Origin of the sequence: Sorangium sp. So ce834 (genome assembly GCF_051521425.1) — a bacterium.
GTDB classification, from domain to species: domain Bacteria; phylum Myxococcota_A; class Polyangia; order Polyangiales; family Polyangiaceae; genus Sorangium; species Sorangium cellulosum_D.
On record NZ_CP150351.1, the window covers coordinates 9,241,111 to 9,264,440 of the forward strand.

The following is a 23,330-nucleotide window of genomic DNA, read 5'->3' on the forward strand; positions in this document are numbered from 1 at the left end:
GCGCGCCGCGCTCTCCCGTGCGCAGGCCGGTCACCGCGCGTCGCGCTCTCCGGTGAGCAGGTCGTAGAGGCCCGGCGCGAACGCCGCGGCGACGCAGCACTCGACCTCCTCGGCCGTGGTGCAGGCGAGCGCCTCCGCCGCGACCGCCTCGGCCTCGGCGACCGTCACGCGCCGGAGCGTCTCCTTGATCTCCGGGATCGCCGCCGCCTCCATCGAGAAGTCGCGGAGGCCGAGGCCGAGCAGCAGCAGCGCCGCGAGCGGGTCGCTCGCCATGGCGCCGCAGAGCGAGACCGGGCGGCCGTACTCCTGGCCCGCCCGGATCACCTTCGTGATCAGCCGGAGGATCGACGGGTCGAAGGGCGAGGCCAGGTAAGCGAGCGAGCGGCTGGTCCGGTCCACCGCGAGCGCGTACTGGATGAGGTCGTTCGTCCCCAGGCTCAGGAACGCGGCCTCGCGCGCGAAATGGTCGACCATGATCGCGGCCGCGGGCACCTCGATCATCACGCCGAGCGGGATCTCGTCGGCGCAGGGCTGGCCGCGGGCGCGCACCTGCTCCTGCGCGCGGCGGAGCAGCTCGCGCACCTGCCGGAGCTCGCCGAGGCCGGCGACCATGGGGATCATGATCCGCACGTCGCCGAAGGCGGAGGCGCGCACCATGGCGCGGAGGTGCTCGAGGAAGACGTCGGGGCGCGAGAGCGCGAGCCGGACGGCGCGGAGGCCGAGCATCGGGTTCATCTCCGGCGGCACCTGGAAGGTGGAGACGAACTTGTCGCCGCCGATGTCGAACGTGCGCAAGGTGACCGGCTTCGGGCGGAGCGCCTCGACGACGGCGCGGAAGATCTCGAACTGCTGGTCCTCCGAGGGCGGGGACGTGCGGTCGATGTAGAGGAACTCGGTCCGGTAGAGGCCGATGCCGTCGGCGCCCTGGTCGCGCGCGAGGATCGCCTCGGCCGGGAGCTCGACGTTGGCCCGGAGCGACACCTTCACCCCGTCCTTCGACTCGGCCGCGCGGTGCCTGGACTCCGAGAGCTCCTTGGCGAGCGCGCCGTAGCGCTCGGCGCGGGCGCGCGCCTCCGCGAGCTCGACGGGCCCGGGCCGGACGATGACCGTGCCGCGCAGGCCGTCGATCACGACGACGTCGCCCGTGATCACGCGCTGGAGCACGTCGCTGACGCCGACCACGGCCGGGATCTCCAGCGCGCGGGCCATGATGGAGGTGTGGCTCGTGCGGGTGCCGACCTCGGTGACGAAGCCGACGACCGGCTCGTCGACCATGGCCGCGGTGTCGGCCGGCGAGAGGTCGTGCGCGATGAGGATGGTCGGCCCGGAGAAGCGCGGCAGCGCCGCGCCGAACGTCGCCGGCATGGCGATCGAGTTCTGGAGCTCGATGAGGCTGCGGGTGGAGAGCGGCCCGGTGTCGCGCGAGGACGGCGGCTCCTGGGGCGGGAGGGTGAAGGCGCGCAGCAGGCGCTCGCCGACGAACATGACGTCGTGGCTGCGCTCGCGCAGGTACGGGTCGTCGAGGGCGGCGAAGCGGCCGGCGATCGCCTCGCACGCGGTCGCGACCGCCCACTCGGCGCAGCGCCGCTCCTCGAGGACCTGGCGCCTCACGGCGTCGGCGAGCGCCTCGTCGCCGAGCATCAGGAGGTACGCTTCGAGGATCGACGCCTCGGCGCGGTGGTCGCCGAGGCGCTTCGCCATGTCGCGGAGCTCGTCCTGCGCGCGCTCGACCGCGGTCTCGAAGCGCTCGAGCTCTGCTCCGATCTCGCTGGAGCTGACGCGGCGGCGCGGGTGATCCGTCCTGTGCCCGCCGATCACGACGGCGGCGCCGATGGCGACCCCGGGCGATCCGGAGATGCCCCGCAGCGTCTCGGTGCGGGCGCCAGGCGGCATCGAGTCGCCGCGGGCGCCAGGTGGCATCGAGTCGCCGCGGGCGCCAGGTGGCATCGAGTCGCCGCGGGCGCCAGGTGGCATCGAGTCGCTCCGCGCGCCGGGCGCCCCCGAGTCGCTCCGCGCGCCGGGCGCCCCCGGGTCGCCGCGGGCGCCGGACGCCCCCGGGTCGCCGCGAGCGCCGGGCGCCCCCGGGTCGCCGCGGGCGGCGTCCGCCGGGACGGCGTGATCGCCCGGAGCCCCCGCGGAGAGCGCGCTCCGGCCGGACGTCACTCGCTCTCTCCGAAGCGTGAGGCGATCAGCTCGCCGATGGCGGAGACCGCCTCGGCGGCCTGATCGCCGGTCGCGTGGACCTCGATCTGGGTGCCCATCGAGCCGCAGAGCAGGAGCACCCCCATCACGCTCTTCGCGTTGGCCGACTGCCCGTCCGGCCCGGTCAGCGAGATGTCGCAGTCGTAGCGGCCCGCGAGCTGCACCAGCTTCGTCGCGGCGCGCGCGTGCAGCCCGCGCACGTTGATGATGGTGAACCGCCTCCTCACCCCCTCGATCGTCACCGCTCGCCCCCCGTCACGCTCTTGTCCGACGCCGGGCGCGACTCCGCCGCGGCCGTCCCAGGCTGCAGCCGCCGGAAATCCACGCTGGGCGTCCCCGCCATGCCCTCACCCGCCCCGGAGGGTACTATACTACTGCTCGCCCGGGCGACGTCTCGGTGGACGACCGTGATCGGGAGGCCCGTCTTCCGCCGCAGGCTGTCGCTGAGCACGTTGGTGAGCACGACGGAGCGGTGCCGGCCCCCGGTGCACCCGATGCCGATCGTGAGGTAGCTCTTTCCCTCGTCGGCGTAGCGCGGCATGCAGAACGCGAGCAGCTGCTCGGTCTTGCTGATGAACTCGAGGGCGTCCGCGTTCTTCAGGATGTACTCCCGCACCGGCTCGTCGTTGCCCGTCAGCTCGCGCAGGCCGTGGACGAAATACGGGTTGTCGAGGAAGCGGACGTCGAAGAGCAGATCGGCGTCGAGCGGAATGCCGTACTTGTAGCCGAACGAGATGAACCGGGTGGACATCCGGGGCAGATCGACCTTGGCCGGGCGCAGCCGCTCGAGGACGACGCGGCGCAGGTCGTGCGTCGACAGCCGCGTCGTGTCGAGCTCGATGGTCGCCCTGGCCCGCAGCGACGCGAGCCGCTCGCGCTCGAGGAGCACGCCGTCGAGCATCGCGATGGCGCCGCTGCCGCCGGTCGTCAGCGGGTGCGGCCGCCGGGTCTCGCTGAAGCGCCGGAGCAGCGTCTCGTCCGAGGCGTCGAGGAAGAGGATCACCACGTCGCGGCCGACCCGGATCGAGTCGAGCGCCGCCGTGGCGCCCGCGAGGAACGAGCCCACCCGGACGTCGATGCCGAGCCCGATCCGGTTGATCCCGCCCGCCTCGCACGCCTCGACCGCGGAACGGACGAGCGAGGTGGGCAGGTTGTCGACGCAGAAGAAGCCGAGATCCTCCAGGGCGTGGAGCGCCGTCGACTTGCCGGCGCCCGACAGGCCCGTGACGACGACGACGCGCGCCGTCGCGCCGTCGGACGGCGGCTGGGCGGGCGGCAGCGGGTCGGGCGCGCCGCTCACCCTCGCCTCCTCGGCCGCGGCAGGCTCACGGACGACTCCGTGGCGACGAACCCGGTGCCGGGCCGCTCCGGCGGCCTCCCCCGCTCCACGGGCTGCCGGAAGGCGCTGCTCGGCGGGCTCTGCACCTCCACGCCGTGGCCGGGCCGCGGCGGGCGGGGCGGGCCGTGCGGCGCCGCGCCGCGCGGGGCGCCCTCCTCCGCGAGCCGCACCGGCGGCGGGACCGACGACTCCTCGGCCGAGCGCTCGCGGAGCAGCTCGCCCTCGACGTTGCCGAAGAACTCGCGCGCCGCGTGGAACCCGGCGTTCTTCAGGAGCTCGTTGCGGGCGGCGACCTCGAGGATCGACGCCATGTCGCGGCCGGGGCGCACCGGGATGACGAGCTCGCGGATCTTCACGCCGAGGATGGTGTGGTACCGCTCGTCGAGCCCGAGCCGGTCGTACTCGGTGTCCCTCGACCACTCGACCAGCTTCACCACGACGTCGATGCGCTTGCGCTCGCGGATCGAGGTGACGCCGAAGAGGTCCTTCACGTTGAGGATGCCGAGGCCGCGCACCTCGAGGTGGTACCGGAGGAGCTCGGCCGGCGCGCCGAACACCATGCCGGGCGGGCGGTAATCGCACTCGACGGCGTCGTCGGCCACGAGCCGGTGGCCGCGCATCACGAGGTCGAGCGCGCACTCGCTCTTGCCGATCGCGCTCGACCCCACGAGCAGGAGGCCCACGCCGAAGACGTCGACGAGCACGCCGTGCAGGCGGATGCGCGGCGCCAGCCGGTCGTCGAGCAGCGCGTGCAGGGCGGTGATCGTGACGCTCGACCGCACCGCCGAGACGAGGAGCGGCGTCCCGCTCTCCTCGGCGCACTGCGCGAGCTCCGGCACGGGGACGAAGCCGACGCCGGAGCCGTTCAAGTCGAACGGCTGGTCGCCCTGCGTGAGGATGACGCAGCACAGGCCGAGCTCGAAGAAGCCGCGCAGCGACAGGAGCCGGTCCTCGCGGGAGAGCTTGTGGAGGAACGAGAGCTCGGTCTGCCCGAGGATCTGCACCCGCGTCGGGACGATGCCGTGAAAGTGGCCGACGAGCGCGAGCCCCGACTTCTGGATGCGGGTGTTCATGATGGGCCGGTCGAGGCCCGCGGCGCCGGCGATCAGCGTGAGCTCGATGCCGAGCCCGTCGTCGGCCATCAGGCTCCGCACCGTGAGGGCGGGGCGATCGGGCCGCCCTGCGCCGGTCGCGGGGGGCACCCGGCCGCCCCCGTCGCCTTCTTGTGCGCTGCCGCGCGAGCTGCTCATGACACCGACCTCCCTTCCTCGGCGGCGATGAGCTCGAACGCCGCCCGCCCGGTCGAGGCGCCGAGCAGCCGCCTTCTGAACGTCTCGTCCCGCAGGAGGCGGGAGATGCGCGCCAGCGTCTTCAGGTGCTCCCCGGTGGCCCGCTTCGGCCCGATGACGGCGATGAGGATGGACACCGGCGCCCCGTCGATCGCGTCGAAGTCGATCGGCTTCGGGCAGAGCAGGACGGCGCCGATCAGCCGATCGATCCCCTCCATGGCGCCGTGGGGGATGGCCACGCCGCTGCCGACGCCGGTGGACTGCAGGCGCTCGCGCTCGGCGAGCACCCGCTCGATGTCCTCGCTCTTGACCCCCTGCTGTCCTGTCGCGAGCAGGGCGGCGAGCCGGCGGAGCGCGTCCGCCTTGGAGCGGACGACCCCCTCCTGCTCGCTGGCGACGGATACCTGGTGCGCGGTCAAGATGTCGCAGACTTGCATGCTGATTTCGGCGCTCGGCGAGGTGAGAGGGCTCTTTTGTGGCGCACGCGGTACGGGCGGCGCGGCGCTCGGCCAGGGCCAGGCGCGCCGACGTGCCATCGTACCCTGGGGACCTCGGGTACGCGACTCAAGGACGCTATCGCGGCCGGCGGCCCTGGAGGGAGCGATCTTCGCGCCGCGATCGCCCGCGCCGCGGGCAGCAGGCGCCTCGGGCGGGTCGCCCGCGAGCGCGCCGGCGCCGGGCGGGTCACCGCGTGCGCGCCGGCGCCGGGTCGGTCGCCAGCGCGCGCCGTCCGCCGTCACGACGGCAAGCGCGGCAGTTCACCTTGCGAGGGCCGCCGGCCACGATGGCGAGCGTGGAGGCTCACCCGCGGCGGCGAGCGTGGAGGCTCACCCGCGGCAGGCGGCCGCCGCGGCGGCGAGCGCGCAGCTCCCCCGCGGGAGAGGCCGCCGCCGCGACGGCGAGCGCGGCGGCTCAGGCCCCGGTACGCCGCGCCGCCGCGCCGCCTCGGCGGCGAGCGCGGCAGCTCGGATCGCGCGCGCTCCGCCGCCCCGGCGGCGGGCGCCGCGGCTCAGGATCGACCGCGTCCCGCGGCTGCCACCGCCTCCCGCTCCACCTCGGCGGCGTACTCGCCGGCGCTCGTCCCGCCGCGCTTCCGCGCGATCGTGTGCCCCTTTCCATCGCGGATCTGCCGTTCGAGCTTGTCGTGGACCGTGTCGATCGACGCGTACATGTCCTCACCCCGCTCGGTGGCCTGGAAGGCCAGGCTGCCGGAGGAGATGCGGACGTCGGCGACGTGCATCAACCCCTCGACCGAGAGGGTCACCTGCGCCGTCATTGCCTGCCGAAGAAATTTCTGGAGCTTGGCGACCTTCTCGTGAGCGTACTTCTTGACGGCCTCGGTACCCACCATGTGCCGGAACGTGATCGTGATGTTCATCGGGCCAGCCTTCCTTCCCTGATGCGTAGAGGAAACAATCGACTACGGCGACAGAGCTCCCCTCCATCTCCACAATAACACTGACGTAGAGCTCCGGTCTGCCCTCAACGGCGCGGCTCTTTCGTTTTGTTTGCCTTCCTCTCGCTCTGGCGCTGTGCCGCGTCTTGCCGCCTCTTCCGCGTCTTGCCGCGCTGCGCTGTGTCCGGCGCGGCCTGCATGCGTCCTCTTCAACAAGTCTTGGCGCGCCCCGCTTGTTCCAGCGCCCGGCGCACCGTGTGCGGGGCATGACCAGAGGCCAGCGCGATCTCGCCGATCGTGGGTCTGCGCCCAAGCTCGGCCGCGAGCCGCCTCGCGCTCGCGAGGACGGCCCGGAGCACCTCGACGTCGCCCGCGTCGAGCGGCTCGGCCACCCGGAGGCCCTCGGACTCGAGCCGGTCGATGATGTGCTCCACCTCCTCGTACGAGACCGGCCGGCGGTCGATGACGTCGGCGATGTCGTTGAGGTCCACCCGGCCGGTCGACCGATGGCGAGTAAGGAGCTCCTGGATCATGTCGTCAATGACAGGCCGCACGGGGCTAGGGTGCCACCTTCGCGCAGGCCGCGCACGCGCGCCCCGCCCCGGCGCGGGCGCCATCGGCGCGGAGCCGCCCGGGCGTCCCGAGCCCGTCCCCCGCGCAGCCGCGGCGGCCTGGTCGCGCGGGAGCCCTGAACGACCGGCTCTCCGGCGCGCGGGCCGCGTCGTCCCCACGTCACGGACGCCGCGCGCGGCGTCCGTCCTCACCTCGTCTCGTCGGCGTCGGCTCATCGTCGTTGGCGTCCGCACCGGCTCAACGGCGTTTCCGCCAGGATTCGCGGAGGTATGATAGACACAGAGCCGTCATCGATCGGATACAACTCAGGAGATCTCTCTATGCGCTGGGCTCCTCCCAAATCGCGATCGCGTTATGCGATCCGCGACCATATCGAGGCGAACCTCGATCCGGTCCAGGATCATCAGGAGATCGCGTTTCTCTCGACGTGCTATGATTTTCCGTGGGACACGCACCGCGCCCTCGAGCTCGCGCTGCTCCGCGTCTTCGGCATCGCGAAGGGCACGCCGCTCCTGGTGCAGACAGGGGAGCTCCTGCAGCGGACCCAGAAGCGCTACGACGACACGGTCCTCATCCTCTCCGAGATGCTGGAGAACGGATACGACAGCGAGCGCGGCCGGACGGCGCTGCGGCGCATGAACCAGCAGCACAGGCGCTACACCATCCCGAACGACGAGTACCTGTACACGCTGTCGACGTTCATCTTCGAGCCCATCCGCTGGAACGAGCGCTTCGCCTGGCGGCCGCTCCTCGAGAAAGAGAAGCTCGCGGCGTACCACTACTGGAAGCAGGTCGGGACGCTCATGAACATCCGCGACATCCCGCCGAGCTACGAGGCGTACGAGCGCTTCAACGTCGAGTACGAGGCGGAGCACCTGCGATTCTCGGAGAACAACCGCAGGCTCGCCGTCGCGACGCGCGACCTCATGCTCGGCTGGGTGCTGCCGAAGGCCCTGTGGCCGCTCGGGGCGCAGGTCATCCACGCGATCGTCGACGATCCCCTGCTCGACGCGCTCGGGCTGCAGCGGCCGCCGCCGGCGCTGCGCCGCGTCGTGGAGGCCGCGCTCCGCGCGCGCGGCCCGCTCCTGCGCGCCATGCCGCGCCGGCGCTCGCCGCGCCTGCTCACCAAGAGGAAGAGCCGCACGTATCCGGACGGCTACCGCGTCGAGGACCTCGGCGCGCGCTGACCCGCGCGCCGCTGCGCCGCGCGCGCCCGCGGGGACACGCATGCCCGTTCAGGGCAGCTGGCGCCGCAGGAACTTGAGCGCCTCGCGCGCCGCCGGGTTCACCGGCTCGTAGACGTCGGGGGATTTCCGGAGCGGCGCGCCGATCGGAGCGCCGGGGCGGGCGCCGAGGATGCGCTCGACGTCCTCCAGGAGCGATTGCATCGAGTCGAAGCGGTTGCCGGGCAGCTTGCGGAGCGCGGTGGCGACCAGCGCCTCGAGGCGCCGGTCGATGCCGGGGCGGATCGCGCTCAGCCGGGGCGCCGGGGTGCAGGCGTGCTGGGCGACGACCACCACGTCGTCCGGCGAGGAGAAGGGCAGCTGGCCGGCGAGCATGCGGAACATCGTGACGCCGAGGGCGTAGACGTCGGTGCGGCCGTCGACCGGATCGGCGAGGGCCTGCTCCGGGGCCATGTAGGGGACGGTGCCGAGCACCAGGCCGGCCGCGGTCACCGGGCCCGATCTCACCTTGGCGAAGCCGAAATCCATCATCTTGAGCACGCGCGGGCCGCTCGAGGAGCGGACGAGGAACATGTTGTCCGGCTTCACGTCGCGGTGGACGATCCCGGCCGCGTGCGCGGCGGCGAGCGCCGACGCCGCCTGCCGTATCAGCGGCAGCGCGACGGCCTCGCTCACGGCCACCTCGCGGCGGAGCAGGGCGCCGAGCGACTCGCCGGTGAGGAGCTCGAGCACGATGAACGGAGACCCGTCCTTGCGCTCGCCCGCGTCGAGGACCCGGATGATGTTGGGGTGCCCGAGCTCGGCCGCCACCTCGAGCTCGCGGAGGAAGCGCTCGCGCTGGGTCCGGTCCGCGGCGAAGGTGCGGTTCAGGATCTTGACCGCGACCTGCTCCTTCGTGTGGCTGTCCACGGCGAGGTACACGCGCGACATCCCGCCGGCGCCGATGAAGCCCTGGATCACGTAGCGGTCCTCGAGGACGGCGCCGAACTGCCGCGTCGGCTGCGCGGGCTGCGCGGCCGACAGGGACTGAACCAGGCGGGCGCCGTCGTCAGGGCAGAACGCGTACGAACGGTCGGCGTAACCGCGATGGCAGCGCGGGCAGATCATGGGCGCGCAACATGATGGCGGCGCGGGCGGGGATCCTCAAGGGACATGCGTCCCGGCGAGCAATCGTACGTAAACCAACATGAAACAAAACCGATCCACGCGGAGCGACACGGACCCGCGCAGGCCAGCGCGGAGCGCATGAAACAATTGAAACATGTGGAGCATAACGGTGACGGCGGTGACGACGGGACGCGCGGCGCGCGCTCCGTCGAGGGCGCGATCTGCCGTCCCGGGAGGTAGATCGCGGCGCGGACCTCGACTATGCGTGCAACTTTCCTGGACGACGCGACCCACCCCGAGCCCGAGAGACAGAGCCCGTGACCTCACAGATGCATCCTGCGACCCTCATCCCCGGCGATGGTATCGGCCCCGAGATCGTGGAGGCGACGCTGCGCGCCCTCGACGCGCTCGGCGCGCCTTTCGAATGGGAGACGTGCGTGGCCGGCATGGCCGGCGTCAAGGAGTCCGGCGATCCCCTGCCCCGGGCCACGCTCGACAGCATCCACCGCACGCAGCTCGCGCTGAAGGGGCCGCTCGAGACGCCTATCGGCGGCGGATACCGCTCCTCGAACGTGCGCCTGCGGCAGGAGTTCAAGCTCTTCGCGAACGTGCGGCCCGCGCGCACGCTGATCCCGGGCGGCCGTTACGAGAACATCGACATCGTGCTCGTGCGGGAGAACCTCGAGGGCCTCTACGTGGGCTTCGAGCACTACATCCCCATCGGCAGCGACGAGCACGCGGTGGCGATCGGGTCCGGCGTGAACACGCGGGTCGGCTCGCGGCGCATCGCCGAGTTCGCCTACGACTACGCCGAGAAGAACGGCCGCAAGAAGGTCACGATCGTCCACAAGGCGAACATCATGAAGGCGCTCACCGGCATCTTCCTGGAGACGTCGCGCGAGGTGAGCAAGGCCTACGAGGGCCGCGTGGCGACCGACGAGCGCATCGTGGACGCGTGCGCGATGCAGCTCGTCCTGAACCCGTGGCAGTTCGACGTCATCGTCACGACGAACCTCTTCGGCGACATCCTGTCGGACGAGATCGCGGGCCTGGTCGGCGGCCTCGGCATGGCGCCCGGGGCCAACATCGGCCAGAACGCCGCCATCTTCGAGGCGGTGCACGGCTCGGCGCCGGACATCGCCGGCAAGGGCGTGGCGAACCCGATCGCGCTCATGCTCGCCGCCGCGATGATGCTCGACCACGTCGGCCGCCGGGATCTCGCCAGCCGCCTGCGCGCCGGGATCGACGGCGCGCTGAACCTCGACGGGGTGCGCACCCGCGATCTCGGCGGCAAGGCGGACACAAAGGCGCTCACCGACGCCATCGTGGCGCGCATCAAGAACGGCTGAGCGGCGCTCGGGGCCTCGCGGCGCAGGTGCGGCGCCGGCGCGCCGCGGGCGCGAGGTCAGCCGTCCGGGGGCGCCTCCGCGAGCGGGAGCGTGAAGTGGAACGACGTGGTCTCATCCGGCTCGCTCCGCGCCCAGATGCGGCCGCCGTGCGCCTCGATGATGCCTTTGCAGATGTAGAGCCCGAGGCCCGTGCCGGGCAGGTTCCTCCTTGACGGGCCTGACGTGAGCCGCTGGAAGCGCTGGAAGAGCTTCGGCAGCTCGTCCGGGTGGATGCCCGGCCCGCGGTTCTCGATCGCGACCTCCACCTCGGCGTCGCGGCGCGAGAGCGTCACCCGGGTCGGCGCGCTCGGGTCGCCGTACTTGGCGGCGTTGAGGAGGAGGTTGCCGACCACCTGGTCGACGCGCGCCGCGTCCGCGTGGACGGGCGGCACGTCCTCGTCGGCGGCGAGCACGACGGCGCGCTCCGGCCGCTCCATGGTGGCGAGCTCGACGGCGGCGCGGAGCTGGGCGCAGAGGTCCATCGGCCGCCGCTCGAGGGAGAAGCGGCGCGCCTCGAGCTTGGAGGCGTCGAGCAGGTCCTCGGCCATCCGCTCGATGCGCTGGACGCTAGCCAGGATCTTCCGGCTAGAGCCCCGGACGTCGGCGGCCTCGGATCGTCGCGACAGCATGCCCGCGCACGCGGAGATCGCGGTGAGCGGCTGCTTGAGGTCGTGCGCCACGATGGAGAGCCACTCCTCGCGGAGCCGCTCGCGCTCGATGAAATGGGTGACGTCCTCGTAGCTGGCGATGGCGCCGAGGATGGTGCCCTGGTCGTCGCGGACGGGGCCGGCGCTCACCACGACGGGGATATGGCTCCCGTCGCTCCTCCGGAACCACAGCTCCGTGCAGGTCATCCCCTGGCCGCGCGCGGCGCGGACGAGGGGCATCTCGTGGTGCTGGAGGGGCCGACCGCCGGGCGCGCAGAGGAGCGCGCGGCGGGCGGGCGCGGGCGTCGCGAGGGGGTGCGCGCCGTCGCAGAGCTGCTCGCAGCGGCGGCTCGCGACGAGCGAGCGGCCGCCGCGCTCGTCGAAGACCGCGATCGCGACGGGGAAGTCCTCGATGATGCTGCGCAGCCACTGCTGCTCCGCCGCGACGCGGGCGTTCGCCTCGTGGAGCGCGGCCTGGGCGTCGCGGAGGAGCGCCTCGGCGCGCGGCTGCGCCCCCGAGCTGCCGACGGCGTCGGCGGGCGCGCGGTGGGGCTGGCGCTCGTCGCGCGGCTCGCCCTCGCGCTCGGCGGAGGCGAGCGCGAGGACGAACAGCGCGCCGAGCGCCTGGACGCGCGGGAGGAGCTCCGCCGAGGGCGCGCCGCGGCCGCCGAACGCGCAGGTGAGGACGCCGAGCAGCCGCCCGGCGGCGAGCAGGGGGGCGGCCAGCACCCAGCAGCCCTTCAGGCAGGCGTCGATCGCGCGCACGTCGGCGAAGCGCTCGAGGGCAGCCTCGTCCGCCGCGGCGAGCTCGATGCGGCGGCTCTCCGCGGCGTGCAGGGCGAGGGATGGGGTGCTCGTGAGATCGTCGAGCGCCCCGGCGAGCGCGCCCGGCGGGCCGGAGGCGGCGAGCAGGCGGATCGCGCGCACGCCGTTTGCCGGCGTGGGCGCGTCGTGGAGGAGCGAGAGGTCGGCGCCGAGCAGCCGGGTGGCCTGCTCGACGATGGCGTCGTGGATCTGGCGCGGATCGCGCTTCCCGGAGAGCGCGGCGGACGCCGCGACGATCGCCGCCGCGAGCTGGGCGGCGGCCGCAGCAGCAGGATCTCCGTGGGTGCCCGGGGGCCGGTCATGCGCCGCGATCGTCGTCATGCGTCCCTCCGTCTTTGGTTTAGCACCTGTGGAGGGCGGTGCCGCTCGAGCGGATGGCACGTCGAAGCGATGGGGCGGCGTGAGCGATGAGGCCGGCGCGAGCGAGCAGGCGGAGAGGACGCGCAGGCCGCGCGAACGAACGGGCGGAGGTGTGCGGCGCGTGCCGCCGGCGGTCGGTCAGCGGGAGGGATCGAAGCGTCGTTTTGCCCAGCTCACGAGCGGGCTGTTGTCCCGGGTTCGCGCGGCGCCGGGCGCGCCGCGGCGTTTCCGCCAGTCGCCCTCGCGGACGCGGCGGCACCCTGCCGCCTGCTCCATCGAGAGGAGGTAGGCCTGGGCTTCCCGCCCGTCGGCGAGGCGGACGGCGGCTCGCCGGTGCAGGATCGGGTGTCCCCGGTGCACGTCGAGCGCGGCGAGCGCGGCGGGCGCGATGGCGTAGAGCTCGCCGGTCACGGCGACGAGCCCGCCCTCGACGAGAGCGCCGCTCGTGCCCAGGTCGACGAGCGCGTACTGGGGGGTCGTGGTCGCCGCGCCGAGCGGCCGGGCCGCCGCGAGCCACTCGTGCTGGTCCTCGCCCTTCATGAGGTTGTCGTAGACGAAGAGCGCGATCTCGCTGGTGGTCATCGGGCGTGGTCCTCGGGACGGGCTCGGCGGCCCGGCAGAGACCCTCGCAAAGGGAGGGAGCGGGCGCAAGGTCGGCCGGGAGGATGCCGGCGGCGCGCGGGGGAGCTGCAGCGCCATGGGAACGTTGCACCTGTGTTCCGGGGGAGCTGCGACTCGGGTGTGGAGCTCGGACGAGGGTGGGTGCCGAGATGAGGGGCGATGGATCGGCGGCCCTTTGGCTGTCCCATCTGCGCGTGGGCAAAAGCGCGCCTCGCTTGCGTCGTTCTCCGCCACAACCCATCTCGCCGTGGTCTCTCGCCCTGGGACGAGGCGCCCATGCGTCGTCGCGCGAGGCAGCGCGGCGACGCCACCTCAGTCGCTCGGTGATATCGTCTCCTGATGGAACGCTCCAGCCGCGTGATGGCGACGCTTCTGCTCCTGCCCCTATGGGCCACGACCGCATGCGAGGCCACGACGGCCGCGACGCCGGGTGCCGCGCAGCAGGACGAAGCGCGCAAGCTCCCGGCACGCCGTGGAACGTGGGCCTGTGCTTTCCCCGAGGAGGCAGAAAAGAACGGCATCGACGAGGGCACCGCTGTCGTGAGGGTTTACGTCGAGCTCGACGGCTTTCCCCGACAGGCAATGGTGCTGCAGGACTCTGGCTACGGCTTCGGATCGGCCGCAGCCGAGTGCGCAATGACGAAACGTTACGTGCCATCAAAAGACCGGTATGGATCGCCGATCCATGGTTGGACGCCGCCAATCACCGTCCGCTACTTCAAGAAGCCGCAGCCCTCGACCGCTCGATAATCCGCCGCCCGCAGCGTGAGGCCAAGAGCGCCGATCCGGCGATCAGGGCGGTGGAGGCGTGGCACGAGGCCTACGGCACGCTCATGGTCCAAGTCCACGCCGAGTACGACGACGACAGGGACGAGACGCACGCGCTGCTCCGCGAACGGCTGCTCTCGCCGTACGAGGACGCGGCGGAAGAAGCGCGGCGCGCCGAGCAGCGGTCCCGTGCCGCCAGCGCGAGGAAGAAGGCCGAGCCCAACGAGCCCGAGCCGATGTGAGCGCCCTCTCGATCCGCTGACATCCACCGTCCTGCGGGTCGCCCTCGCGCGCGTGGCGACACGACCTCGTGTGCCAGAAGCTCGGGTCGATGCCGGTCGGCATTGTGGGCCAGGCGACGCTCGGTTTGCCCCGAGCTGCGTGCGCTCCGGGATAACCTTGCAAACGCGCGCACGCTCCGCATACAGTCGAGCAACTGACCAATGGCGGACGACGGGCTGGGGGAAACCGGGCGGCTCACGGCAGAGATCACGGCGCTGCGCGCGCGCGTGCAGGAGTTGGAGAGGGCGCTCGCGGAGCGATCCAACGGCCCTGCGGGCGAGGAGGTAGCGCCGCGCAGCGCGGCGAGCGAGGACGCTCACGCCGCGCTCGCCGCGCTCGCGTGGCTGCTCACGCCGGAGCGAGCGCAGATCCGCTGGCGCCCCGATGGCACGGTGACGCGGTGGAACGATGGCGCCGAGCGCGTCTTCGGCTGGAGCGGGGGCGAGGCCGTCGGTCGCGCGCTCTCCGACCTCGTGGCCGCAGATCCGGTGTCCCCGGACGCGGTGCGCGCGCACATGCTCGACTGGGCGGAGAACCGGTTTGCCTCGGTCACGAGCGAGGGCAGGACGAAAGACGGGCAGGCGCGCCTCTGCCGGTGGACCTACGCGGTGCTGCGCGACGACCGCGGCGCCGCGCGCGAGATCGCGGCGATCGTGGAGGACGCCGGCGACCCGTCGTGGAGGGAGCACGCGCTGCTCGGGCGGCTTCAGCTGCTGCTTCAGCTGGTGGACCACTCGCGCGACTCCATCTTCATCAAGGACATCGACGGGCGATATGTCTTCACCAACCGCGCTCACGCGGAGGTCTATCGGAGGCACGTCGTCGACGTCATCGGCAAGAAGGAACATGAGTTGAGCCCCCTGGCCCCCGAGGCCACGGACGAGGTCGTGGCGAGGGAGCGCGATGTGCTTGCCGGGGGGAAGGCGATACAGTGCGAGGAGGTCCTGCTGCTCGGCGATACGAGCATTCATTTCTCCACGGTCAAATTCCCCATCCTCAACGGGCGTGGCGAGACGATCGGCCTCGGCGGCGTCGTCACCAACACCACGTCGCTGAGGCACGCTGAGGCCGAACGGGCCGCGCTGCAGGAGAAGATCATCGTCGCCCAGCAGGCCGCCCTCCGGGAGCTGTCCACGCCGCTCATCCCGATCGCCGATCAGGTGGTGGCGATGACGCTGGTAGGGACGATCGACACCGCGCGCGCAGCGCAGATCATGGAGACGCTGCTCGCCGGCATCAGCAATCACGGCGCCCACACCGCGATCCTGGACGTCACGGGCGTGCGCGCGGTCGACACGCACGTTGCGGACGCGCTGACGCGGACCGCGCGCGCCGCCCAGCTGCTCGGCACCCGCGTGGTGCTCACCGGCGTCGGCCCTGACGTGGCGCAGACGCTGGTCACGCTCGGCGTGGACCTGTCCGGTATCACCACGCTCGGCACCTTGCAAAGCGGCATCGCGTACGCCCTCCGCCACACGGGGCGCTCGCGACAAGCAGGTTGAATCCGTCCGAAAGCAGAATCTCGCACCGCCGGCGGTGCCGGCGCTCGTCCTGTCATGCGGTTTCGGCGACGTCGGTATGAGCCGCCGTGTCCGCTCCCCGCCGCTCGCTCCGCGACCGGATTGCCCCCCCTTTACACCACCGTAGCGCCGGCGGGAGGGTCAGCGCGGCGGGGGCGGGTGGGCGCGGCGAGCACCGACCGAGGTGCCATAAGTTCCCAGAGGGCTCGGCGTCCCAGGCGCGCCTTGTGTGGCGCGCAACACAACGTCCCAGGTGGCGTGGCCCGAAGGGAGACATGCCGGGTGGTGTTCTCAGCGCAAGCTCCCACGCTGCCCGTCTTGGCGGATGGCCGAGCGCCCACCCGCCCCCGCCGCGCTGACCCTCCCGCCGGCGCGGGCTACCAGCTGACCACGAACTGCAGCGCGTCCGGCCCTCGCACCTCGACGGCGATGGTCGGCTTGGCCCCGTATCCCATGACGAGCGCCTCGAAATTCCCGAGCGGGTATTCCAGCATCCCGCGGAAGCTGCCGATGTCGACCTGCACCTCCGACGGCCCCAGCTGCCGCGCCCTGGCCGACGGCCCCTTCACGAGCGCGCCGAGGCTCCCCGTGTAGCGCATCAGCGCGGCGCCCGGGTCGGTCGCCAGGTGCATCGTGATCCGACCGAGCGCGCTCTCCCGGAACGCCGCGACCTGCTGCCGCGCAAGGCGGCGGTAGGCCTCGCGCGAGCTCCGGTTCGGGTGCGAGAGCCGGGCGGCGGCGTCGTAGACGCGGAGGAAGTCGCGCATCGGATAGTCCGAGAACGGCAGGTAAAGCCCGCCCCGCGGCGGGCTCGACAGCGTCGTCACCACCTGCGCGAACCGTTCCCCGAGCGTCGCCGCCAGCGCGTTGAAGAACATCCCCTTCATCGCGTAGAACTCGGGGACCGCCGCCACCACGGCGTCGATGTCGATGTTGCCGAGGAGCGGATCGGACGGACGCACCTCGAAGGACGCACCGTTCGGCCCCACGAGCGGCCCCTCGGCGGCCGGCGCGCTCGCCGGCATGACGCTTCGAGGCACGGTGCGCATGACACCGCTCCTGGGAATCGGCGTCTCGTTGGCTTGCCGGCGCTGGTCGCTGCGGACCTCTTTCATATGGAGCTCGCGGCGAAAAAAATCTCAACACGGGGCCGCTTGCGGCAACCACCGCAGCGAAGGGAACACGCCCGATAGTGCAACGGCCATGCCGCTCGATCCCGGAACGAGTCACCGCACGAACAAGGGGATTCACGGCGGATTTCCCTTGCATGGATGAAACGCCGCTTCAGCGGTGCAACCGGGGCCGATGGCCAGGACGGCACCGACCTCCGCGCCCGCCGCGAGCGCGCGTATGCGGAGACACATCCGCGAGCGCCCTGGCCGAAGGAACACCGCGTCAAACGCGCCATCCGCGCACCGGTAGGACGAGATCGCGGCGCTCCGCCGCACGCAGCGAGGGCTCCTCGGCCACGAAGAGCTCGTCGAGCAGCCGCGGCTCCGCGTGCGCTCGACCTGAACGTGATCGCTGCGCAGAATCTGCACCTCCCCGTCCGGCGCTGCGTCATCGGAGCGCTGCTCGCGCGTTGCGATGAGCCGGCGCTCGGCCTCCCGCTGCGCCTCGTGCAGCACGGCGATGCGCGCCGTCGGGAGGGCGCCGCGTCTCCTGACAGCACGCTGTCAGGAGGGCCGCCGTAGGTTGCCGGAGCGCGTGGGCGGAAGCCCCGCGAGGAGGCTCTGATGAAGACAGGATTGGGTGGCGTGATCGTCTATGTGCCCGACGCGGTGGAAGCCGCGGCGTTCTACGAGCGCGCGTTCGGCTTCGAGCGCAAGTTCGTCTCCGGCGGCAACGACTACTGCGAGATGCAGGGCGACGTGCCGCTCGGGTTCGTGCGGGAGGAGTTCGTCCAGAAGCACCTGCCCGAGTTCGTGAAGAACCGGCCCGGCGCGCGTCCCGCTGGGTTCGAGATCGCCGTGACCAGCAAGGACGTCGACGCGGCGTTCGCGCGCGCGGTCCAGGCCGGCGCCGCGCCCGTCGCGGAGCCCCACGACATGCCCTGGGGCCAGCGCGTCTCCTATGTGCGCGACCTGAACGGCGTGCTCGTGGAGATCTGCTCGCCGTGGTCCACCCCATGAGCTCGATCGCTGCGCCGCGGCGGCGCGGCCGCGAGCGCCCTCGCGGCGCGGTCGCCACCGTGGCGGCACGGCCGCCGCGACGCAGTGCGCAGCCGGCCGAAAGGGTGCGCCCTGTCACCTGACGGCGATCTCCTGACGGGGACCTGCGGCAAGTCCTTGCCGCCCCTGACCCGGCCTGCTTAACCTCCGCGCGTGAACGCGAACGGCCGGACACGGGTGCACGTGCTCGTGGCAGCAGCGCTCGCCCTGCTCGCGGTCGGCCCCTCGGGGCTCGGCGGCGGGCCCGTCGCCGAGGCGAAGGAGGCCGCGCGGGGCAAGAGCAAGAAGACGACGCAGTACGAGTGCCGCGTGCAGAGCCCGCAGAAGTTCCTGAAGCGGCGCACCTTCGTCCAGAAGGGCATGCTCGACCCGAAGAAGCACGCGAAGGCGGTCCGCTACCTCGCCGAGCATTACGGCCACGTCGAGACCGAGGAGACGCGGCGTCACAACTCCGAGAGCGCCCACTCCCAGGCGAAGACCGTGCAGTTCATGGGTCTGCCGGTCTCCGTCCACGAGAAGATCGCGCCCGCGCTCCACTGCGTGGAGAAGCGGATCCGCGCGACGTGCTCCAGCAAGTCCCGCCGCTACACGCCGCGCGCGGTCGGCGGGTTCCGCACGGCGAACAGCTACCGGGGCGCGGAGATCTCGAACCACCTGTTCGGCATCGCCATCGACATCGATCCTGACCGGAACCCGTGCTGCGGCTGCGTCGATCCGTGGCCCACGAGCCCGCTGTGCCAGGAGAAGAAGCGCACCGCGTACGAGCGCACGTCCCTCTCCCGCTGCTGGATCAAGGCGTTCGAGCGCTACGGCTTCGACTGGCTGGGCCACGACGACCTCGAGGACACGATGCATTTCGAGTTCCTCGGGAATCCCGACCGGTTCAAGAAGAAGTAGCGCCGGCGCTCGCCCCCCGCGCCGGCGCGCCGGCGCTCACGCGCTGCGGCCGCTTCCGCGCCGGGAGAGCCGCCGCGCGCGCCGCTCCGCCGCGGCCTCGGCGAGGCGGCGGTCCTCGTCCGTCTCCAGCCGGAGCGGCGGTACGGCGGTCGGCCGCAGCGACGCGTCGACGGCCACGAACGTCACGAAGGCCGTGACCATGGGCCAGACGTCGCCCGTGGCTGCGTCCTCCCCCTCGACGGACACCAGGATCTCGAGCGACGTGCGGAAGGTCGCGGTCACCCGCGCGGACAGCCGCACGACCTGACCGACCTTGCTCCCGCGGTCGAACGAGAGGTCGTCGATGCCGGCGGTGATGACGGTGCTGCCGGTGTGCCTCTGCGCGCAGATGGCGGCGCACAGGTCGATCCAGGCGAGCACCTGCCCGCCGAAGATCGTTCCGAGCGCGTTCGCGTGCGTCGGCAGGACGTACTCGGTCATGGTCGTGACCGAATCGGAGGCGCGCTTCTCGTGGTGGGGCTTCACCCGGCAGGTGTATCACCGTGCCCCCGAGCTCGTCCTCACCGCCGCGACCACGGTCTACCCCCGTAAAGCTGATTCCTCGCGCGGCACGCGCTGCTGCCATGCCGCGCCCGAGGCTAGCTCTGGGACGCCCAGCTAGCTGGACGTGGACGCCCGCCCCGGGCTCGGAAACGACGTCTCCTCCGCCGTCGCCGCCCGCCCCGGGCTCGGCGAGGACACCGGCTGCTTCGCGAGCCCCGGCGGCCCTGTCGGCAGCGTGGGCTCGTCCTCGAAGCGCATCGACGTGATCTTCAGCCGCCCGAAGATCGCCTCCGCCCGCTCGTTCATCGTCACCGCCTCGCGCCGCGCCGCCATGTTCGCCACGAAGCTCCGGTCCGTCGTCAAGAACCGCGCGTAGGCCTGGAACGTGCGCGCGAGCTCCAGCTCGTTCCCCGTCTCCTCGAAGATGCTCACCGACCGCGCGAAATACGCGCGCGCGCTCTTCGTGTTCGCGCTGCCCCAGCCGCCCGCCGCCGTGATCTCGCCGAGCGTCCGGAGCGCGATGCCGAGGTGCACCTTGCTCCGCACCGAGGCGAACAGGTCCACCGCCCGGCTGATCGAGTCGCGCGCCTTCTCCAGGTCGCCCCGGAGCATGTACGCCTTCCCGAGCGCGCGCCGCGCCTCCGCCAGGCCGAGCCGGTCGCCCAGCTCGTCGCAGAGCTCCTCGGCCTGCTGCAGCACCCGCACCGCCTCGTCGGGATCGCCGCTCCGGTAGAGCGTCCCCCCGATGTTCGTCAGGATGAGCGCCGTCCGGTTGCGGTCGCCGACCTGCCGCGCCACCTCCAGCGCCTCCTCGAAGAGCTTCAGGGCGCGGCGGTGGTCGCGCTGATCCTGGGCGATCATCCCGAGGTTGTTCAGGCTCACCACGACCCCGAGCAGGTCCGAGATCTCGCGCCGGATCGCGAGCGACCGCTCGAACGTGTTGAGCGCCTGCTTGAACTCCCCCGAGTCCTGCAGGGCGAGCCCGAGGTTGTTCAGCGACAGCGCTATCGAGCGGCGGTCGCCCATCCGCTCGCGGCGGGCGAGCGCGTCGCGCAGCCACTTGAGCGCCTCCTGGTACTCGCCCCGGAGCCAGTGCAGCTTGCCGATGTCGTCGATGGTCGACGCGATCCCCCGCTCGTCCCGCGCGCCCTCGAACAGGCGGAGCGCGGTGGTGAGGTGCTTGCCGGCCTCGTCGAGCGAGCCGCTGTCGCGGTAGAGCCGCCCGATGCGGTTGTGCGCGGCGCCGCCCTTGCGCCGGTTGTCGAGCCGGTAGGCGAGCGTCAGCATCTCGCGGAAGGCGGCGAGCGCGTCGTCGATCCGCCCGGCGAGCTGCAGGACGTCGCCGTAGTCGTGGAGCGCGTCGATGCGCCGCGCGACGTGCGCGTCGCCGAGCAGCGACAGCCCGCGCGCGTAGTACTCCGCGGCCTTCGCGTTCGAGTAGCGCCCGCGCGCCACGTCCCCGGCGTCGAGCAGCGACAGCCCCGCCCGCACCGCGTCGCCGATGCGCTCGCGGTGCGTCGCGAGCTCGGCGAGGAGCTCCTCGCTGGCGCGCACCGCCACCTGCTGCTCCAGCCACTCGGCGATCGCGTGGTGGTACCGCCGCTGGGCCGCGGCGCTCATCCGCTTCTGGAGCGCCTCGCGCTCCTTGTCGTGCACGAACACGTACTCGTCCGAGCCCGCGAAGCTCGACTCGCCCTGCTTGCGCAGGTAGCCGCGGTCGCACAGCGCGCGGAGCGCGGCGTTGATCCGGTCGAGATCCTTGTCGCTCTGCTCCTCGCCCCACAGCTCGGGCGCCTGACAGCCGGCCCGGCCGAGCACGAACAGCGCGCCGCTCCAGAACACCGGGCCGATGGTCGCGGCCTGCTCGAGCAGCTGCCGGCAGTCGTGATCGAGCGCGGCGAGGCGGACGTTCACGGCGTCCTCGACCGTCGCCGGGAGGCGCGCCGTCGACAGCTTCCCGAGGTGCACGCGCCAGCGCGGCCCGCCCGAGTCGGGCGCGAGCTCCTCGATCACGCCCTGGTCGTGGCAGATGCGGACCATCTGCTCGATGAGCGCCGGGTTGCCGTTCGCGAAGGCGCAGGCCGCCTCGACGAGCTCGGGCGGCGCGCCCGGCCGGGCCTGCGACTCCGCCCCCGCGGCGTCGACGACGACGACGTCCTCGCCGCCGCGCGGGGTGCAGGGCGCGAGCAGCGCCCGCGCCAGCTCCGCCGCCTCGGCCTCGCCGAGCGGCGTGAGCTCGAGCAGCGCGTGGCGCCGCTCGCCGACCTTGCCCCAGTCGTCCTGGCGGGTGAGCAGCTCCGGGCGGGCCGCGCCGACGATCAGGATCGGGCCCGCGAGGTACTCGATGAGGTAGCGCAGGAGCGCGAGCGAGTCGTCGTGGGCCGCGTGGAGATCCTCGAAGAGGAGGCACATGGGGCCCTGGGCGGCGTCCGCCTCGAGGAACGCCTTCAGCACGGCGCGGCGGATGAGGTCGCCCTGCGCCGGGTCGTCCTGCACCGCGCGCGTGAGGGGGCTGTCGCCGAACGCGAGCCCGATGAACTGGCCGAGGAAGTAGATGACGTCGCCGACCTTGCGGTCGCCCATCACGTGCGCGACCTGCGCGCGGACCTCGGCGCGGGCCGCGTCCTTGTCCATGGCGTCCGAGAGGCCGAAGCGGGCGCGCAGGAGCCGCGCGAAGATGCCGTACGCGGACGCCACGTCGCCGGCGGCGCCCGAGTAGACGCGCAGCGCGGCGGAGCCCTCGCGCCGCCCCTCGAGGAACTCGCGCGCGAGCCGGCTCTTGCCGATGCCCGGCGGACCGACGAGCGTCACGGTCCGCGTCGAGCGCTCCCGCTCGACCGCGTCGAGGGCGCGGGCCAGCGCCGACAGCTCGGCCTCGCGCCCGACGAGCGGTGCGCGGGCGGGCGTCGCTGCGCCAGTTGCACTGTCCTCTCGGCTCATCTCCATGGCCTCCACGTCCCCGGGTGCCGCAGCGCGGGGCACTCCCCTCGGCTCATCTCCCTGCCTCCGCGTCCTCGGGTGCCGCAGCGCGGGACACGATGTCCCGAGCCTATACCAGGTTCGGCTTCGGTGGCGCGTGCGGTAAGCTGCGGGGCGTGGACGACGAGGTCACGGGGACGCCGCCGCGCGCCGGTAGCACGGCGCGCAATGCCGCGGAGATCCGCGGGCGCATCGCGGCCTGCTTCAGCCTGGCCGAGCTGCGCCGCTTCGCAGAAGAGCTCGGCGTGCCCGACATCCCCTGGGACCGGGGGATGCAGGGGGCGGCGCACGAGCTCGTCCGCCGCTTCGAGCAGCGGCGCGAGCTCTGGTCGCTCGTCGAGCAGCTCCGCGCGGTGCGGCCGCTCGTGGAGTGGCCCGACATGCCGACGGTGCCGCCCGCCTCGTCGATCGCACAGGCGCACGCCGACATCCCGCGGCCGGCGCCGCTGCCGAACCTCGCGCCGCAGCCGGTGCCCTCGCCCCCCACCGAGGTCCCGACGCTGGCGCCGCCGCCGATCCCGCCGACCACACGGACGCCGACCGTCCCCACGCCGGAGCCCGCGGCGGCGCGGCCGCGCGGCGCCGGCGGGCCGGCGCGCCCGGCCGTCCCGCCGGGCGCCGCCGAGCCCGCGCCGGCGCGGGCCGCGCGCCGCGTCGATTCGCGGCTCCTGCTCGCCGCGCTGGGGCTCGTGGTGGCCAGCCTGGTCGTCGCCTTCCTGATCGGCCGGGCGTCGAGCGCGCCGGACGGCGAGGCGGCGCCCGCGAGCGCCGCGGCCGCGAGCGCCGCGCCCGCGCCGCCGACCACCGCCCGGCCGGACGGGGTCGCGGCGCGCGCGGCCGCCGCGATCGAGCGCCGGATCGAGAGCGTGGCGCGGGCGTGCGAGATCCCGCCCGGCGCCGCGGACGACGTGATGCGCCGCGCCTTCGAGCGCTGCGGGCCGGCGCCCACCCACGCGGCGCAGCGGGCGGCCCCGGCGCAGCGGAGCGACGCGCCGGCGGAGGTCCCGGCCGCCCGGCCGGACGCCCCCGGGGCGGCGCCGCGCGCGGCCGCCGCGGCCGCCAACGCGCCCGCCGGCGGCAACTCCGGGTGCGTGGGGGCGTGCGAGCGGCGCCACCAGGCGTGCAGGGCGACGCAATGCGGCAAGGAGCCCACGCAGGGCAGCCAGTACCAGCGCTACCAGAATTGCCTGTCGACGTGCCTGGAGCAGGCGTCCCGGTGCCGGCTCGGCTGCCTCTGAG

General features: G+C 72.9%; 21 protein-coding genes. 8 read left to right on the plus strand and 13 right to left on the minus strand.

Features of this window, described 5'->3' with window-relative positions; all coding sequences use genetic code 11:
- Nucleotides 1–30 precede the first annotated feature (30 nt).
- The 7 genes from ptsP to WMF20_RS33710 form a co-directional block, all read right to left on the minus strand.
- On the minus strand, nt 31–2,163 hold the full coding sequence (ptsP, locus tag WMF20_RS33680) for a phosphoenolpyruvate--protein phosphotransferase (protein ID WP_437605948.1): 2,133 nt from the start codon (nt 2,161–2,163) through the stop codon (nt 31–33).
- Nucleotides 2,160–2,444, minus strand: a complete 285-nt coding sequence (locus tag WMF20_RS33685; protein ID WP_437605949.1) for an HPr family phosphocarrier protein — start codon at nt 2,442–2,444, stop codon at nt 2,160–2,162. The genes ptsP and WMF20_RS33685 overlap by 4 nt, the downstream gene beginning before the upstream one ends.
- A complete protein-coding gene (rapZ, locus tag WMF20_RS33690) occupies nt 2,441–3,502 on the minus strand; it encodes an RNase adapter RapZ (RefSeq protein WP_129578187.1) in 1,062 nt (353 codons plus the stop codon). The genes WMF20_RS33685 and rapZ overlap by 4 nt, the downstream gene beginning before the upstream one ends.
- A complete protein-coding gene (gene hprK / locus WMF20_RS33695) occupies nt 3,499–4,791 on the minus strand; it encodes an HPr(Ser) kinase/phosphatase (protein ID WP_437605950.1) in 1,293 nt (430 codons plus the stop codon). The genes rapZ and hprK overlap by 4 nt, the downstream gene beginning before the upstream one ends.
- Nucleotides 4,788–5,267, minus strand: a complete 480-nt coding sequence (locus tag WMF20_RS33700; protein ID WP_129578189.1) for a PTS sugar transporter subunit IIA — start codon at nt 5,265–5,267, stop codon at nt 4,788–4,790. The genes hprK and WMF20_RS33700 overlap by 4 nt, the downstream gene beginning before the upstream one ends.
- A gap of 572 nt (nt 5,268–5,839) precedes the next feature.
- Nucleotides 5,840–6,208 carry a ribosome hibernation-promoting factor, HPF/YfiA family gene (gene hpf, locus WMF20_RS33705; RefSeq protein WP_129578190.1) on the minus strand — a complete coding sequence of 123 codons (369 nt, stop codon included), beginning with the start codon at nt 6,206–6,208 and terminating at the stop codon, nt 5,840–5,842.
- A gap of 227 nt (nt 6,209–6,435) precedes the next feature.
- The gene (locus WMF20_RS33710; RefSeq protein WP_165374335.1) at nt 6,436–6,780 is read right to left on the minus strand and encodes a sigma-70 domain-containing protein; all 345 of its coding nucleotides are present in this window, start codon (nt 6,778–6,780) and stop codon (nt 6,436–6,438) included.
- Nucleotides 6,781–7,119: 339 nt separating this feature from the next.
- Between WMF20_RS33710 and WMF20_RS33715 the strand changes: the two genes are divergently transcribed.
- Nucleotides 7,120–7,986 carry an oxygenase MpaB family protein gene (locus tag WMF20_RS33715; protein ID WP_207217577.1) on the plus strand — a complete coding sequence of 289 codons (867 nt, stop codon included), beginning with the start codon at nt 7,120–7,122 and terminating at the stop codon, nt 7,984–7,986.
- 48 nt (nt 7,987–8,034) lie between these two features.
- On the opposite strand, the gene WMF20_RS33720 is transcribed toward WMF20_RS33715, so the two are convergent.
- Nucleotides 8,035–9,090, minus strand: coding sequence for a serine/threonine-protein kinase (locus WMF20_RS33720; RefSeq protein WP_129578192.1), 1,056 nt, complete (start codon nt 9,088–9,090; stop codon nt 8,035–8,037).
- A gap of 317 nt (nt 9,091–9,407) precedes the next feature.
- Between WMF20_RS33720 and WMF20_RS33725 the strand changes: the two genes are divergently transcribed.
- Complete coding sequence (locus WMF20_RS33725; protein ID WP_437605951.1) at nt 9,408–10,439, plus strand: isocitrate/isopropylmalate dehydrogenase family protein; 1,032 nt, start codon at nt 9,408–9,410, stop codon at nt 10,437–10,439.
- Nucleotides 10,440–10,495: 56 nt separating this feature from the next.
- Here WMF20_RS33725 and WMF20_RS33730 read toward each other — a convergent pair whose 3' ends face one another.
- Both WMF20_RS33730 and WMF20_RS33735 read right to left on the minus strand, forming a co-directional pair.
- Entirely contained in the window at nt 10,496–12,271 is a 1,776-nt protein-coding gene (locus tag WMF20_RS33730) for an ATP-binding protein (RefSeq protein ID WP_437605952.1), read from the minus strand.
- A gap of 177 nt (nt 12,272–12,448) precedes the next feature.
- A complete protein-coding gene (locus tag WMF20_RS33735; RefSeq protein WP_020738752.1) occupies nt 12,449–12,892 on the minus strand; it encodes a gamma-glutamylcyclotransferase family protein in 444 nt (147 codons plus the stop codon).
- A 378-nt stretch (nt 12,893–13,270) separates the two neighbouring features.
- Between WMF20_RS33735 and WMF20_RS33740 the strand changes: the two genes are divergently transcribed.
- The 3 genes from WMF20_RS33740 to WMF20_RS33750 all read left to right on the plus strand — a co-directional run bounded on the left by WMF20_RS33740 (nt 13,271) and on the right by WMF20_RS33750 (nt 15,483).
- Complete coding sequence (locus tag WMF20_RS33740; protein WP_437605953.1) at nt 13,271–13,681, plus strand: energy transducer TonB; 411 nt, start codon at nt 13,271–13,273, stop codon at nt 13,679–13,681.
- A 50-nt stretch (nt 13,682–13,731) separates the two neighbouring features.
- Nucleotides 13,732–13,941: a hypothetical protein gene (locus WMF20_RS33745; RefSeq protein WP_237244329.1), complete on the plus strand. Its 210-nt coding sequence runs from the start codon at nt 13,732–13,734 to the stop codon at nt 13,939–13,941.
- Between the two features lie 201 nt (nt 13,942–14,142).
- Complete coding sequence (locus tag WMF20_RS33750; protein ID WP_437605954.1) at nt 14,143–15,483, plus strand: PAS domain-containing protein; 1,341 nt, start codon at nt 14,143–14,145, stop codon at nt 15,481–15,483.
- A gap of 395 nt (nt 15,484–15,878) precedes the next feature.
- Here WMF20_RS33750 and WMF20_RS33755 read toward each other — a convergent pair whose 3' ends face one another.
- Nucleotides 15,879–16,550 carry a DUF2378 family protein gene (locus WMF20_RS33755; protein ID WP_237244330.1) on the minus strand — a complete coding sequence of 224 codons (672 nt, stop codon included), beginning with the start codon at nt 16,548–16,550 and terminating at the stop codon, nt 15,879–15,881.
- A 687-nt stretch (nt 16,551–17,237) separates the two neighbouring features.
- Here WMF20_RS33755 and WMF20_RS33760 point away from each other — a divergent pair.
- Complete coding sequence (locus tag WMF20_RS33760) at nt 17,238–17,633, plus strand: VOC family protein (protein ID WP_129578198.1); 396 nt, start codon at nt 17,238–17,240, stop codon at nt 17,631–17,633.
- A 192-nt stretch (nt 17,634–17,825) separates the two neighbouring features.
- Nucleotides 17,826–18,569 carry a M15 family metallopeptidase gene (locus WMF20_RS33765; protein WP_437605955.1) on the plus strand — a complete coding sequence of 248 codons (744 nt, stop codon included), beginning with the start codon at nt 17,826–17,828 and terminating at the stop codon, nt 18,567–18,569.
- 36 nt (nt 18,570–18,605) lie between these two features.
- Here the strand turns inward: WMF20_RS33765 and WMF20_RS33770 are convergent, their stop codons facing one another.
- The gene (locus WMF20_RS33770) at nt 18,606–19,094 is read right to left on the minus strand and encodes an acyl-CoA thioesterase (protein WP_437605957.1); all 489 of its coding nucleotides are present in this window, start codon (nt 19,092–19,094) and stop codon (nt 18,606–18,608) included.
- 132 nt (nt 19,095–19,226) lie between these two features.
- On the minus strand, nt 19,227–22,058 hold the full coding sequence (locus tag WMF20_RS33775) for an ATP-binding protein (protein WP_437605959.1): 2,832 nt from the start codon (nt 22,056–22,058) through the stop codon (nt 19,227–19,229).
- 92 nt (nt 22,059–22,150) lie between these two features.
- Between WMF20_RS33775 and WMF20_RS33780 the strand changes: the two genes are divergently transcribed.
- Nucleotides 22,151–23,329, plus strand: coding sequence for a hypothetical protein (locus WMF20_RS33780; protein WP_437605960.1), 1,179 nt, complete (start codon nt 22,151–22,153; stop codon nt 23,327–23,329).
- Nucleotide 23,330: the final 1 nt, after the last annotated feature.

Coding starts and splice junctions, on each gene's coding strand:
- hprK (WP_437605950.1), bottom strand. CDS start 4,791: ATGAGCAGCTCGCGCGGCAGCGCACAAGAAGGCGACGGGGGCGGCCGG.
- WMF20_RS33700 (WP_129578189.1), bottom strand. CDS start 5,267: ATGCAAGTCTGCGACATCTTGACCGCGCACCAGGTATCCGTCGCCAGC.
- hpf (WP_129578190.1), bottom strand. CDS start 6,208: ATGAACATCACGATCACGTTCCGGCACATGGTGGGTACCGAGGCCGTC.
- WMF20_RS33715 (WP_207217577.1), top strand. CDS start 7,120: ATGCGCTGGGCTCCTCCCAAATCGCGATCGCGTTATGCGATCCGCGAC.
- WMF20_RS33720 (WP_129578192.1), bottom strand. CDS start 9,090: ATGATCTGCCCGCGCTGCCATCGCGGTTACGCCGACCGTTCGTACGCG.
- WMF20_RS33730 (WP_437605952.1), bottom strand. CDS start 12,271: ATGACGACGATCGCGGCGCATGACCGGCCCCCGGGCACCCACGGAGAT.
- WMF20_RS33735 (WP_020738752.1), bottom strand. CDS start 12,892: ATGACCACCAGCGAGATCGCGCTCTTCGTCTACGACAACCTCATGAAG.
- WMF20_RS33740 (WP_437605953.1), top strand. CDS start 13,271: ATGGAACGCTCCAGCCGCGTGATGGCGACGCTTCTGCTCCTGCCCCTA.
- WMF20_RS33750 (WP_437605954.1), top strand. CDS start 14,143: ATGGCGGACGACGGGCTGGGGGAAACCGGGCGGCTCACGGCAGAGATC.
- WMF20_RS33755 (WP_237244330.1), bottom strand. CDS start 16,550: ATGCGCACCGTGCCTCGAAGCGTCATGCCGGCGAGCGCGCCGGCCGCC.
- WMF20_RS33760 (WP_129578198.1), top strand. CDS start 17,238: ATGAAGACAGGATTGGGTGGCGTGATCGTCTATGTGCCCGACGCGGTG.
- WMF20_RS33775 (WP_437605959.1), bottom strand. CDS start 22,058: ATGGAGATGAGCCGAGAGGACAGTGCAACTGGCGCAGCGACGCCCGCC.
- WMF20_RS33780 (WP_437605960.1), top strand. CDS start 22,151: ATGTCCCGAGCCTATACCAGGTTCGGCTTCGGTGGCGCGTGCGGTAAG.